Genomic DNA, 13516 nt, shown 5'->3' with positions numbered 1-13516 from the left:
CATACCGTTGACTGAAAATAAAAAGGAACGTGCAGGTTTTGGTTCCTGCACGTTTTATTGAACAACCGAGCTCCTTTGGATTTAGGAAAACACGGAAGATGACTTTACCGGTTTCTATTGTTTCATGTGGAAGCAACCTGGGGGTCATATCCCTATTCCCTGATGAGCTTATAGCTGCTCTTCCCTCCTGCTACATCGGTCAGGATCAGGTAATACATCCCCGGTATATTATGCTCGAGGTCCAGGTATTGGATTGCTGCTCCGGTAGCTTTCCGTTGCAGTATCCGGCGCCCGTTGCCATCGTATAAGGTCAGCTCATCTCCTTCTCGGAGGCCTTCCACCTGTACCTTGCCGTTAGTATATGTGGGATATACCTTGACTTTGTATGCAGCGCCGCAATGCCGGATCAGGCTAACCACTGGGCTATAACGGAAGCTTCCATCGAGATCCGTCATTTTTAAACGGTAATAAGCTGCACCTTCTCCGGCATGATCCGGTATATATTGGTAGCTGTTGCCGGAACCCTTTGCAGGGACAATGCCTGCAGGTACAAAGTATTTTCCATCCTTACTCCATTCTACGGTAAATTCCCGCAGATGCTCTTCTTTACCGGTAAGCCAGCTCAGTACCACCTGGCAGGGCGCTTGCTCCACTGCTGTAAAACGGACCAGCTCAACAGGCAATGTGGTACTCACGTTGATGCTTATCTTAGCCGTTTCCGGACAGCCATTGCCGCCGGGACTTACCGTATAGGTAAACGAATCCACCCCGGAAAATCCGCTCGCAGCCGTAAAGGTGATATCGCCTGTGGTATCGACGGTAATGCTGTTGCCGCTGGGCAGTGTGACTACCTGGCCATTGGTAAAGGCAGCACCGTTAATAGCCGACATATACCGGAGGGCAGATTCGAAATTATCGGCTGAAGCCCCGCCGGTACCGGTTATGGGGTTAAAGGGTAGCGGTGCAACGCCCGATGCATTAAGGTTATCGGCCCTGATATCGGCCATAATGCCGATAGTTATGATCCTGCTCGTGGTATCGGTTCTGGCGACAACGGGGAAGCCCGGATCACCGGTATTACCATGATCGTCGGCCGTCATCGTGATCCGCACGCGTAAGCAGGTGTAGTTGGCATCGGCGCCAGGGGTGAGGTAGGTAATGGGTGGCGATGCCGCCGTATTACCGTCGTGAAGATAGGCATTGAGGGCAGGCAGGCTGCCTGTGAGCACGACTTGCGCCGTACCCGATCCGGTAACGGTTACACTGTCGGTGCTGGTTGCGGTAAGGGTGCCAAAGGCCGGATCGGGCGTAAAGATCAGGTTGTTGCCATCTGAAATGATAAAGCTGATGGTGAATTGTCCATAGCCGGCATCCACATCTTCTTCCCAGATCAGAGGGGCCCCATTTATCGAACGGTTAATAACCAAAGAACTATCTTCCCGCACATTATAAGATGGAATCGTATTGGCTGTTCCGTCGTTCACGGCTCTGATCAGGATCTTCAATATGGCGGTATCCGTTAGGTTATTGACATCTTTTACCGTATAGGTGATCAGCGGGACAGTATCATTATAGTTTGGTTTGGGTATAAACTGGTAATTACCGTTGTTGTGAATATTGATCGTGCCTACGGTATCGGTCGCTGCAGGATAAAGAATAGTGACCACAGTACCGGTATCATAAGTGCCCGGCATTCCGTTTATCGTATACCCCGTAATGCTGAGGCCGCTTCCTGTAGCGCCGTTCAGCAGGTTGGCAGTGCTGGTTGTCGCTGTGATATTGGTCGTAGCGTCTTCAGTAGTATTTCTAACTTTTCCATTGGCCACAGGCTGGGCCTCGAGGGTCAACGCCATTGCAGAAAGCAAAGCGGTAAAAAGGGTGGATAAAAATCTTGTCTTCATGTACAATACGTTTAATAAGCTTGTTTAAAAAAGGTGTTTCCTTATTCTTAAATCAAACCTTATTCCACATATTTTATATGACAACATACATGGATAATTAATGCGGGAATTGTTTTAATTATAGATGATGAGTATAATATTCACATATTTTGTATTTCGCATTTATAAAATACGAAAGCCGTTGCTACCAGCGGCTTTGAATATCATCTTTATTTTGTGCTTTTCTCCTTCTGCCTTATCTTCCCATATATACCAACAATATCTGCACATCGCTGGGATTGACCCCGGAAATGCGGCTGGCCTGGCCCAGTGTATGCGGCCGTATTTTAGTTAGCTTTTGCCGGGCTTCAGTGCTGAGCGCCTGTATCTTCTCATAGTTGAAAGCATCGGGAATTTTGAGATCTTCCATATTGCTCATGCGGGCCACCATTTCCTTTTCCTTTTCTATATACGTTTCATACTTTACCTGTATCTCGGCCTGTTCCAAATCCTCTTTTTTAAAGCCACTGAGCTTTTCCTGTACCGATGGAAGGCACAGGACCATTTCCTCCAGCGAAATGTCGGGCCTTAGGAGTATTTTTTGCAGTTTTTGACGCTCTTTTATGGTCGAAATACCCTTTTTTTCCAAAATTGGGTTGATTTCTTCCGGCTCGATACCCGATTGCTGTAAAATATTACGGATGCTCTGAACTGCATCCTTTTTTTCCTGCACACGTTGCATACGTGTTTCCGAAGCCAGCCCCATATCATAGCTGATCTCCGTCAGCCGTATATCGGCATTGTCCTGGCGCATGAGTGTGCGAAATTCGGCACGGCTGGTAAACATACGGTACGGTTCATCGGTACCTTTATGGATCAGGTCGTCGATCAGCACACCGATATAAGCATCATTTCTTTTCAGCTCAAAAGGTTCCAGCGCCTGTACATTCCGGTGCGCATTGATACCGGCGATCAATCCCTGGCAGGCCGCTTCTTCATAGCCCGTAGTACCATTGATCTGGCCGGCAAAGAAAAGGTTCCGCACGAGCTTAGTCTCCAGGGTGAACTTCAGCTGGGTAGGCGGGAAATAATCATATTCGATCGCATAGCCGGGACGGAAAAATTTACAGTGCTCAAAACCGGGTACTTTGGTCAGCGCCTTATATTGTACCTCTTCGGGCAACGATGTGCTGAAACCATTCACATAAATTTCCACCGTGTTCCAGCCCTCGGGTTCTACAAACAGCTGGTGACGGTCTTTATCGGCGAAGCGGTTGATCTTGTCCTCGATGCTGGGGCAATAGCGCGGACCGCTGCCCTGGATCCTGCCCTGGTACATGGGCGAACGGTCGAAGCCGGTTTTCAGTATATCGTGTACTTCCTGCGAAGTATAAGTGATCCAGCAATGGCGTTGCTGCTGCGGTGCAATACGATCAATATTGCTATAGGAAAAACCAACGATCTCTTCATCGCCAGGCTGTATTTCCATCTTGGAATAATCGAGGCTTCTACCATCGATACGGGGTGGCGTTCCGGTTTTGAGGCGGTCGCTTTCAAAGCCCAGCGATACCAATTGCTCGGTAATACCAGTCGCCCCTTTTTCACCCATACGGCCGCCGCCAAATTGCTTTTCACCCACATGGATCACACCATTCAGAAAAGTGCCATTGGTCAGCACCACGGCCTTGGCCCGCACTTCCCGTCCCATACCGGTGATCACACCCTTTACGGCGCCGTCGGAAATAAGGAGGCCTTTGACCATATCCTGCCAGAAATCCAGATTGGGGGTCTGCTCCAGCATTTCCCTCCAGGTTTGGGCAAACAGCATCCGGTCGTTTTGCGTACGGGGACTCCACATGGCCGGACCTTTGCTTTTATTCAGCATGCGGAACTGGATCATGCTTTTATCGCTTACAATACCGCTATAGCCGCCAAGGGCATCTATTTCCCGTACGATCTGCCCTTTACCGATACCACCCATAGCCGGGTTGCAGCTCATTTGCGCTATGGTTTGCATGTTCATCGTGATCAGCAGGGTCTTGCTCCCCATATTGGCGGCTGCAGCTGCGGCCTCGCAACCGGCATGCCCTGCGCCTACTACTATTACATCATATTCTGGAAACATCTTCTTGTTGGTACTCCTTATTTATATTATACAGAGTGGCGGCAAAGGTACAAAAGATAATGCATGCGCCCGGAAGCCCTGGCGAAAACGGCTATACCTGGAAGCAATATACTTATCTGACTATATTGATACAGGAAACATTGTCCCGATCCCGGTTGCCGGGCCTGTCGAAGCATCGCTATAGCTTGTTCTTTCGACTGGCTCAAGGATCGGAGAATATTTTGTTTCCTATATCGACATCGTCAGCTACAACTTATTCGCCCTTCCCTGCACTGGAACAATGGTGTTTTCAACCTATGCCCACTATCCCGATTTTAAGCAGGTGATGCATTTGACAATGAAACCCAATAGGGAAACCAGCAAATTAGGAGTAGCAAAAAGGGGCTTTGGATTAACCATTAAAGCGTTGCTCTGCTATCCTTGTCCGGCGATATAAACTAAAGTTGCTCCTGATTTTATGCGTGGTCAATGGCTATACGATCAGGCGGCACTGTCTTTCTTTTTTTGTGGGAACAAAAAAATATCAATTAACATACCGGGTAAAGTAAAGCGTATTCGTCAATATTTATAGAAGCACAAGCCTGGTTCCTTTATCCCGATAGTCACTATTCTTTTAACCATTAAAACACATCTGTAATGAAGCGCATTTCGATCTTATTACTCCTGCTGCCAATTAATCCAGCCTTATACGCACAAAGCAAATGGTCTGCAGGCTACCGGCTGGGCCTGGTGGGAGAGCGGACATTTAGCAGCAGTACAGAAAAGAATACCGGTATCAGCAACCAGGTCTATGCCGCCTATCGCATTTTGAAGCATTTGGAAATAGAAGCAGGTCTGCAGCACAACCAGGTCCATGACCAGGCCAGTATCGAATACGAATGGATAAGAGCCCAGCCGTATAGCATGTATGTGCAGCTTAAAGCGCAGGTGATTAACCTGTCTCTCGCCGCCAAATTCCACTTCCTTAGCGGGAAACGATGCTCTTTATATGCCTTTGGCGGATTGAATAGCGGTATGGCTTTCGGGTATTATGAATCTGCCCGTGCCAACCAATTTGGCGATATATTGATCACAAGACAACATTTTACCAGCAAATACCACCCGGTATCAGCCCTGTTTGCCGGCTTAGGCCTACAGTACCAAATCGGGCGAAGAGTAAGCCTTAATACGCAAGCAGCTGGACTGGGGAATACTATGAACTCAATAACCGGCGAATCCTTTCCGCCTTATTTATACAGTCCAAACTTTACAGCCCAAGTAGGGTTCAACTATTTGTTTTAAGTGATTATCAGGATACGGAAACAGACTACAAATTCAATTAATGGTTACTGGCCTATTGAAGGCTCATCTTAACCCTTTCACAAACTCAAGAATCGACTTACTTACTATTTCAGGATAACCAGACTATTTCATATGAATGCCGTTCCACGTGAAACATTGTTGCACTATTGTTTCACGTGGAACAACGCTATACTCCAACTAAATAGTTTAAAACTGCTTCTAAAGGAACATGCTGAATCTAATAGGATCATCAATCACCAACTTATTTACCGTATTGTTCCACGTGAAACAATGACGTCAGCCTCCAATCGACCAGAGGGCATGCGATCAATGAGATCAATGCGAGGACCGTTCCAATTAAGCACCAACATGCAACCTCACCGAGCTTTGGTAAGAAAGATTGATTCCAAGGCCAACAAGGGTATCCGCTCCGGGACAGAAATTGAATGGATCCTGATACCATTGTTCCACGTGGAACAGTAGTATTCAAATACACAACATTAACCAACCGATCAACCATATCCAGGAGTTGTAAGAAAATGATAACTCCAGCCGCCTATCACTTCATTTCTCTTGTTGAAACATATACTTGCCATTCGTTGAGCGCAATGTCTTTATCGAAGTTGCTCTTAGCCACTAACCTTCTATGTGGAGCATTTAAAAACCAATATCTATTAAACCTCCTCTGTTGAAACACCAAGCAATTATCTTAACTCATTTCAAAAGGGAGAAACTTATAAGATACCGATAAAAGATATTACCCAATAGAATTGCTACTCTACAAACTACGCAAAGACATACTAAGGTATTCTACAGAAAGTGTGCGGTAGGGAACACATTCGGATATCATGTTCCACGTGAAACATTAAGCCAAACCATTTGAAGACATTGCTGATTACTTAAGACCAACTGGCTTCATAATAGACTGGAGAAATCAGTAATCCTATTCCCTTTAAGCAGTAAGTAAGAAGGTATGGGGCGACTATTTATATACTGTCACGCTATCCATTCACTCATGATACGCTATGCCACGAATCTTTCACAGCGTCCAAATGCTGTTGCTCTCATGCAATCAGAACTTGAAATACCGCAGTCTGTTCCCGAAAAAAGTCATTCGCATATATACATAAACCCTATAGATCATAGAGCCTCTCGATAAGGATACTTTATATATTTTACCTACCTTTGCGGCGCATTAACCAAAGAAATCATTCGATGTCTCTGACTTCAGCAGTCCTGGATAACTTCGACCCGAATTCACCAGGTCTCGTTTCCAACAATATCTTCGGCCTCCCCTTCTCCGAAGAGGATTCACAGCTCATTATTATTCCCGTGCCCTGGGAAGTAACCGTAAGCTATCGCCCGGGCACCTCAAGGGGACCAGAACAAATATTTGACGCCAGCATGCAGGTCGACCTTTACGATTCCGACTATACCGATGCCTGGAAAAAGGGTTACTATATGTTGCCCTATGACAAAAACATACGCAACAAAAGTGATTACCTGCGCAGCTGTGCCGAGCTCATTATCGGCTGTCTCTCCGAGGGCAATCCACTCAATTGCAGCAAACAGCTGCTTTCAAAGCTGCAGGAGGTAAACGAAGGCGGAAAGATGATGCACGACTGGATCCACGACCTCGCCGCCAAATACCTGGCCGAGGGTAAAAAGGTAGCCCTGCTGGGCGGCGATCACAGCACGCCCCTGGGCTATATTAAAGCCTTAAGCGAACAACATGAATCCTTCGGTATTCTGCAGATAGATGCCCATGCCGATCTGCGCAAAGCATATGAAGGCTTCACCTATTCCCACGCTTCTATCATGTACAATGTATTGGAGCAAATACCCCAGGTGAAGAAGCTCGTACAGGTAGGCATTCGCGACTACTGCGACGAAGAGCTGGATATCATCAATCAATCGCCCGACCGTATCAAAACCTTCTTTGATAAAGACATTAAAGAACGCCAGTACGAAGGCGAACACTGGAAGCACATCGTAGACGAAGTCATTGCCACACTGCCCGATAAAGTCTACATTAGCTTCGACATAGATGGCCTCGACCCCAAACTATGTCCCAATACCGGCACCCCGGTTCCCGGCGGCTTCGAGCTCGACCAGATCTTCTACCTCTTCCGTAAAGTAAAACAGTCGGGTAAAGAGATCATCGGCTTCGATCTTAACGAGGTATCCTCCGGCTCACATGGGCACGACTGCATCGATCCCATTGTCGGCGCTCGTGCTTTGTACAAATTGTGTAATATTCTGGCCGGGTAATCAGCCGGCACACTTATCCCGCTTATGTATCAAATACTCCTGGAAGGCAAACAGGTAAAAAAGAATCAGGTAACCGGCATGCATCTTATGGCCGGTTTCCTTCTTTTAATTATGGGCCTTTTCACCTGGCTGGTCCCCAACGCTGTAAAACAGGCCGAATTTAATTTCCTCAATAACATAGGCTTGTTATATGCAGCTTTTGGTTTTGCCTTGCTCATTATATCTGTCTTCTTCAATAAAAAGATCATTCAAAGCCCTGCCAATTTCGGCTTGCGCATAGCCGAGATCTTGCTATTCATTTCTATCCTGGCCTATTCCTTCATCCGGAAATGGTATCTTCCAGCAGCCTATTCCGGCGCAGCCTTGCTTGGCATCATATTAGCCTATTACTGGGAACGGAATGGGAAAAAGACAAGACGAGCTGTTTTCAACGATAAAGGCATCTTTGTTACCGGCCTCGGTCGGAAAAGCGACATGACCTGGCAGGATATTAAAAAGGTTATGCTGCGGCACAAAGTCCTTACCATTGATTGCAAGGATAATAAATTATTCCAGATCAATGTGGATCATGGACAGGAAGCCATAAACCAGGAAGATTTCGAAGCCTATTGCCATATCCAGATCGAAGCCAAAAAACATCTGTATAAAGAAGACTGGTAATCATATAAAATTAAATACTAATATTTAATTCCGGCACGCTTTTTGCAACTGGGAAGGTATATCCTTCCCTTTTTCATGAAATACATATTCACTATCTTTTTCCTCTGCACGCTGACCCAAGCCGGTTATGCCGCAACCACCGAAGTACCGCAGCTCGCCGGCCATACCTGGAAATTACAGGAACAAATCTATGCCAACCAGGAAGGCTCCGCGACCGACACCCACAAAGTCGTGGGACAAGCCGGCGACTATATCCGCTTTGAAAAGAACGGCAAAGCCATTGTACATTACCAAGGCAATACCGACACACTGGATTATAGCCTCAAAGACAATATGCTTTACATAGGAGCGGAAACACCTTATCTCGTAGCAGTAACCGGGCCAAAGGCAATAAGCCTGCTACAGCAAAGCAAAGAGGCCAACGGCGATTACAGCAGCATCCTGCTGGAACTCAAATGGTAAATAAGCAGAGCTAACAAATTGTTAGCTCTTGTTATATATCCCGCAATTGCGCTAATTTTGCGGCGTTTCATGAAAAAAATGTTTATCTTTCCTAGGTTGAACATATTATAAAAAACGAAACTGACCTCTATGACATTTAATCCCTCCGGTCTATTTGAAGAACTGACCTCCACCACACAGAAACTGGCAAAAGGATACGAAACACTGAAAAACATCCAGGAAGTAACGGTAGCAACGACCCCTAAAGAACTGGTATGGCAAAAAGATAAAGTAAAGCTGTACCACTACCTGCGCGAAACACCGGCAAAATGTAAAATTCCCGTGCTGGTCTCCTTTGCGATGCTGAACCGCCACGACGTGCTCGACCTGCAGCCCGACCGTAGCCTGATGAAGAAGCTGATAGAAGAAGGATTAGATATCTATATTATGGACTGGGGCTATCCCACCCAGGCCGATAAATACCTCACTATGGAAGATTATATCGATGGCTATATGAACGACGCCATTGATTTCATCCGTAAAAAACATAAAGTACCCAAGATCCACAAGCAAGGCATTTGCCAGGCTGGTACCTATTCCATGATTTACGCCAGCCGGTATCCTGAAAAGTTGCAAAGCCTTACTACTTATGTAGCGCCTTTCGACTTTGGGGAAAACGAGAATATGCTGTATAAATGGGCTAAATATATCGATGTAGACACTATGGTAGATAGCGTGGGCACCATATCCGGCGAAATGATAGACTCTGCCTTCAGCATGCTGAAGCCCTCCATGAATATCAGCAAATACATAGGCGTTATGGATTCCCTTGAAGATGAGGATAAGCTCCTGAACTTCCTGCGCATGGAGCATTGGAAATCCGATCTTCCTGCTATTGCCGGTGAAATGTACCGCAAATACATCAAGGATCTTTTCCGCGACAACCTGCTGATAAAAGGCGAACTTACCCTGGGCGGTGAAAAAGTAAACCTGAAAAACATGAACGTGCCTTATCTCAACGTTTATGCCACAGGCGACAACATTATTCCCAATCACAGCACCAAAGCAGTGATGGCCAAGATCGGATCAAAAGACAAGCAGGAGATCCCCTTCCCGGGTGGTCATATCGGCGTATTTGTAGGCACCAAGTCCCAGAAAGATCTGGCGCCGGCAGTAGCCAAATGGACTATTGAAAAGAGCTGATAACAGCTTATCCACAACCTTATACCACAAAAGGCAATTCTTCCCGCGTGGTAAATAACATCTGAGCTGCTCATCACTGATGGGCAGCTCTTCATTTAACCTACCACGAATACGGTCCACATCCCTATTTATTAAACATATTAGACCTAAAGACCTGGTTGTACACAAGATGATGTGCATTAAGGAAATGTTACGCCACTCTTCCAAAACCGATCTTTCCTTCACTTATTTACCCACAAACAGTAGCAAAAAGTTGTTGGAAACTGGTTAAACCCGTCTTAAAACCCACCTAATAAAAACCAAAAATAAATTTGGCTCGTGTTGTTAAAGATTTGTTCACTTTAAATTCATATTCACTTTACAGGATATCCCACTTGCACACCACAAAAGGTTCTGCAGCACCTTCTTCATCCACAGCGGAGAATAACTTTAAGAATCTCAGTAAAATCAAGGCTTTCCTCCGATTCATGACTGTGGAAAAGCGGGGGATTAACGATTCATGCGAGAATTCCAATGTTAGCAGAAAAAAGTTTCCACCATATTCACAGCCCTAATAGTAGTAATCCTTTTTTATTAAAAAATAGATAATTAAAATTAGGGCTGTGGATTACCCAAAAAATGGAGCGCACCCCTTACCCGTTGTTTCCAGCCCAAAAGGGTTTACTTTTGGATTCATGATTGCCACCCCTGCCGAAAATTGCCTCATCGTAAACCGCCTAAGCGTCCGCTTCGAAGCTGCACAGCCTTTCGAAGCCGTGCAGGAGCTTTCCTTTGCCCTGGCCGCCGGAAAAACACTGGCGCTTATCGGGCAGAGCGGATCGGGCAAATCGGTGACATCACTGGCGCTCATGGGGCTTTTGCCTGCCAACGCCCGTATCAGCGGCAGCATACAGCTCCAAGGCGTTGGCGCACTCACAGCGCTGCGGCCCCAGGATTGGCCTGCTGTACGCGGAAAAGCCGTAGGCATGGTATTCCAGGAGCCCATGACTGCCCTGAATCCCGTAAAGACCTGTGGTTATCAGCTGATCGAATCCATCAGGGCACATCAGGACTTATCCACAAAGGCAGCGCGCCGGCTGGCCCTGCAATGGTTTGAAAAAGTAAAGCTGCCCGATCCGATCCGGTTATTACGACGTTATCCACATCAGCTGTCCGGCGGACAAAAGCAGCGCGTCATGATTGCCATGGCCATGTGCAACCACCCCACCCTGCTGATCGCCGACGAGCCTACTACCGCCCTTGATGTAACGGTTCAGAAAGAGATTATCCAGCTCATGAAATCGCTGCAGCAGGAATATGGTACGGCTATCCTCTTTATTACCCACGACCTGGCGCTGGCCCGCACATTAGCCGACGATTACCTGGTGCTGGAAAAAGGAAAGATGGTTACTGCTTTTCCACAGGTAAAAGAGATCAATATGGCGCCTACACCAGCACTGAAAGAAACGCCGCTACTCTCTGTACAAGATCTTGCGATCCGTTATCCCGAAAAGATCAATTGGCTGGGGAAAACGGTAAAGAGCTTTACCGCAGTCGATCGCGTGAGCTTCGATCTTTATCCCGGCGAGACCCTGGGCCTGGTGGGAGAATCGGGCTGTGGTAAGAGTACGCTCAGCCGTAGCATACTGGGCCTGCAGCCGGCCACAGAAGGACATATTTATTTTGAAGGACAGGATATTACGCAATTCACTACGGCACAGTGGCGCCGTTTACGCAAAGATATCCAGATTGTTTTCCAGGACCCTTATGCGTCCTTGAATCAGCGTATCAGAGTAGGCGACAGCCTGGCCGAGCCGCTATTGGTCCATGGCATCGCCAACGCGAAGACTGTGGATAAATATGTGGACGAACTGTTGGAAAAGGTAAAATTGCCGGCCGCTGCGCGGCACAAATATCCGCATGAGTTCTCGGGGGGCCAGCGGCAGCGCATTTGCATTGCCCGTGCCCTGGCTGTGCAACCCCGGCTCATCATTTGCGATGAAAGCGTATCAGCGCTGGACGTTACCATACAGGAGCAGATACTGGAACTGTTGGCCACACTGCAGCAGCAGATGCAGCTTACCTACCTGTTTATCACGCACGATCTTACCGTGGTTAAAAGGATCAGCAACCGCATTATAGTGATGGAGAAAGGAAAAATAGTGGAGCAGGGCGCTACGCAGCAGGTATTGGAACACCCGGTACAGGCTTATACGCAGCGATTGCTTGCCGCTATACCCGGTTTATAAACACTTTGGCCATGTCCCCGTTATTATTTCCCCGCAGCTGATAAAACAACACACATGGTTTTCCACAAAAACAAGCTATCTGTCCTGGTCTTACTGTTCGTCTTGCTTTCTTTCGGGAGTTTGGCACAACCTTTTGCAGGCGCCATGATCATACAGGGGGAAAAGCGGGTACCCTTAGGCGATGAGCAATCAATAAAGCTGAAAAGGGAACCATTTACCTTACGTTTCCACAGTCCCCGCTACAGTGAAGATGCAGGTAATGCCTTACAGCTAGCGGCCTTTGAGGACAAAGGCCTGCCCGATAAAGCGCGCGTAGGCATGGCCGTATCACGAGTACCTTATCTTGCTCCGGGGAGTGGCATGGCTGCTGACGCCGACACCGGTTATAGTGAAATGATATTGAATCCTGAGGGTCATCACTACCTGTATTATTTCGATGAACGGGACCACCGAGCGGCTCTGGCCGGGCAGCAGGGCGATTGGCTCACGCTCGACTGGAGCGTGAATGCCTTGCTGATAGCGGGAAAGAGAAAAACATTAAAAGAATCAGGTGTCCATACCCTTTATCTTGTGCTGTTTTTCGATGCCAATCACAACCAGCGTATAGATGCTGGAGAATTGAACAAAGTAACGCTGACCTTTGATTAAGCTGTTGGGCAATGTAAAGGAGATCGGTTAAGTTATGAGCTGCGATCAAAATATTCTTTTATACTTTTAAGCAAACACCATTTATGAAAAAGAAATCAATCGCCCTTAGGTCGCTAAAGCTGAACAAAGAAGCTATCTCCTCTTTACAGAATAAACATGCTGTCGTTGCAGGCGGCAGCAACAACACAACTTGTTTTCCTCCTGACGATGGTACCATAATCAATCCGGGAAACAGCAACCAGTGCGCTACGCAGAACGTGGGCCTGTGTCCCAGGGACAGCGATCTCTGCTATTCGGGCAAGCGGTACATTTCGCAATGCTGTGTATAGTATAATGGAATAAACTTTTTTATAAGCCTCCCGAACAGAGGCTTATTTTTTATACCTGTACCTGGCCATCAGCGGCTTTTGCCAGATAAGGCGATGAAGAAAACAGTTTTATCTGTTGGGATTGCTGTTTATCCGCATTAAAAAGAAGATCGGCACCCGTTTAGGCCGCTGTCGCGTTCTGGCCGGCTTGCCGGGAAGGATGATCTGTAAACCCAGAGACAGCCATTGCTCCGTAGGAGCAAAATGTCTGTAGACAAAGAAACAAGCAACCCTGAAATTGCTCCGTAGGAGCAAAATGTCTGTAGTCAAATAAACAAACAACCCTGCCATTGCTCCGTAGGAGCAAAATGTCTGTAGTCAAATAAACAAACAACCCTGCCATTGCTCCGTAGGAGCAAAATGTCTGTAGTCAAATAAACAAACAACCCTGCCATTGCTCCGTAGGAGCAA

General features: G+C 47.0%; 10 protein-coding genes. 8 read left to right on the top strand and 2 right to left on the bottom strand.

Features of this window, described 5'->3' with window-relative positions; all coding sequences use genetic code 11:
- Positions 1 to 152: 152 nt before the first annotated feature.
- Positions 153 to 1901 (bottom strand): Ig-like domain-containing protein, encoded by a 1749-nt coding sequence (locus DZK30_RS10165; RefSeq protein ID WP_162903006.1) that lies wholly within the window; start codon positions 1899 to 1901, stop codon positions 153 to 155.
- Between the two features lie 235 nt (positions 1902 to 2136).
- The gene (gene mnmG / locus DZK30_RS10160; protein WP_118974040.1) at positions 2137 to 4005 is read right to left on the bottom strand and encodes a tRNA uridine-5-carboxymethylaminomethyl(34) synthesis enzyme MnmG; all 1869 of its coding nucleotides are present in this window, start codon (positions 4003 to 4005) and stop codon (positions 2137 to 2139) included.
- A 636-nt stretch (positions 4006 to 4641) separates the two neighbouring features.
- Here mnmG and DZK30_RS10155 point away from each other — a divergent pair.
- From DZK30_RS10155 to DZK30_RS10115, 8 genes are all read left to right on the top strand, one after another.
- Positions 4642 to 5286, top strand: a complete 645-nt coding sequence (locus DZK30_RS10155) for an outer membrane beta-barrel protein (RefSeq protein ID WP_118974039.1) — start codon at positions 4642 to 4644, stop codon at positions 5284 to 5286.
- Between the two features lie 1215 nt (positions 5287 to 6501).
- Positions 6502 to 7557 carry an agmatinase family protein gene (locus DZK30_RS10145; RefSeq protein ID WP_118974037.1) on the top strand — a complete coding sequence of 352 codons (1056 nt, stop codon included), beginning with the start codon at positions 6502 to 6504 and terminating at the stop codon, positions 7555 to 7557.
- Between the two features lie 24 nt (positions 7558 to 7581).
- The gene (locus DZK30_RS10140; RefSeq protein WP_118974036.1) at positions 7582 to 8217 is read left to right on the top strand and encodes a hypothetical protein; all 636 of its coding nucleotides are present in this window, start codon (positions 7582 to 7584) and stop codon (positions 8215 to 8217) included.
- A 75-nt stretch (positions 8218 to 8292) separates the two neighbouring features.
- Entirely contained in the window at positions 8293 to 8679 is a 387-nt protein-coding gene (locus tag DZK30_RS10135; protein WP_118974035.1) for a hypothetical protein, read from the top strand.
- A 129-nt stretch (positions 8680 to 8808) separates the two neighbouring features.
- On the top strand, positions 8809 to 9861 hold the full coding sequence (gene phaC, locus DZK30_RS10130) for a class III poly(R)-hydroxyalkanoic acid synthase subunit PhaC (RefSeq protein ID WP_118974034.1): 1053 nt from the start codon (positions 8809 to 8811) through the stop codon (positions 9859 to 9861).
- 674 nt (positions 9862 to 10535) lie between these two features.
- Positions 10536 to 12089: an ABC transporter ATP-binding protein gene (locus tag DZK30_RS10125; protein WP_118974033.1), complete on the top strand. Its 1554-nt coding sequence runs from the start codon at positions 10536 to 10538 to the stop codon at positions 12087 to 12089.
- Between the two features lie 54 nt (positions 12090 to 12143).
- Positions 12144 to 12737 (top strand): hypothetical protein, encoded by a 594-nt coding sequence (locus tag DZK30_RS10120; RefSeq protein ID WP_162903005.1) that lies wholly within the window; start codon positions 12144 to 12146, stop codon positions 12735 to 12737.
- An 83-nt stretch (positions 12738 to 12820) separates the two neighbouring features.
- Positions 12821 to 13066: a hypothetical protein gene (locus tag DZK30_RS10115; protein WP_118974031.1), complete on the top strand. Its 246-nt coding sequence runs from the start codon at positions 12821 to 12823 to the stop codon at positions 13064 to 13066.
- The last annotated feature ends 450 nt before the right edge of the window (positions 13067 to 13516 follow it).

This window comes from Taibaiella koreensis (genome assembly GCF_003545715.1).
GTDB lineage: Bacteria > Bacteroidota > Bacteroidia > Chitinophagales > Chitinophagaceae > Taibaiella > Taibaiella koreensis.
Note: the sequence above shows the minus strand (reverse complement) of the source record. Positions and strands in the feature narration are given on the sequence as shown.

Excerpts from the sequence above, each read along its gene's own strand:
- DZK30_RS10165 (WP_162903006.1), bottom strand. The coding sequence starts at position 1,901 with ATGAAGACAAGATTTTTATCCACCCTTTTTACCGCTTTGCTTTCTGCA.
- mnmG (WP_118974040.1), bottom strand. The coding sequence starts at position 4,005 with ATGTTTCCAGAATATGATGTAATAGTAGTAGGCGCAGGGCATGCCGGT.
- DZK30_RS10155 (WP_118974039.1), top strand. The coding sequence starts at position 4,642 with ATGAAGCGCATTTCGATCTTATTACTCCTGCTGCCAATTAATCCAGCC.
- DZK30_RS10145 (WP_118974037.1), top strand. The coding sequence starts at position 6,502 with ATGTCTCTGACTTCAGCAGTCCTGGATAACTTCGACCCGAATTCACCA.
- DZK30_RS10140 (WP_118974036.1), top strand. The coding sequence starts at position 7,582 with ATGTATCAAATACTCCTGGAAGGCAAACAGGTAAAAAAGAATCAGGTA.
- DZK30_RS10135 (WP_118974035.1), top strand. The coding sequence starts at position 8,293 with ATGAAATACATATTCACTATCTTTTTCCTCTGCACGCTGACCCAAGCC.
- phaC (WP_118974034.1), top strand. The coding sequence starts at position 8,809 with ATGACATTTAATCCCTCCGGTCTATTTGAAGAACTGACCTCCACCACA.
- DZK30_RS10125 (WP_118974033.1), top strand. The coding sequence starts at position 10,536 with ATGATTGCCACCCCTGCCGAAAATTGCCTCATCGTAAACCGCCTAAGC.
- DZK30_RS10120 (WP_162903005.1), top strand. The coding sequence starts at position 12,144 with ATGGTTTTCCACAAAAACAAGCTATCTGTCCTGGTCTTACTGTTCGTC.
- DZK30_RS10115 (WP_118974031.1), top strand. The coding sequence starts at position 12,821 with ATGAAAAAGAAATCAATCGCCCTTAGGTCGCTAAAGCTGAACAAAGAA.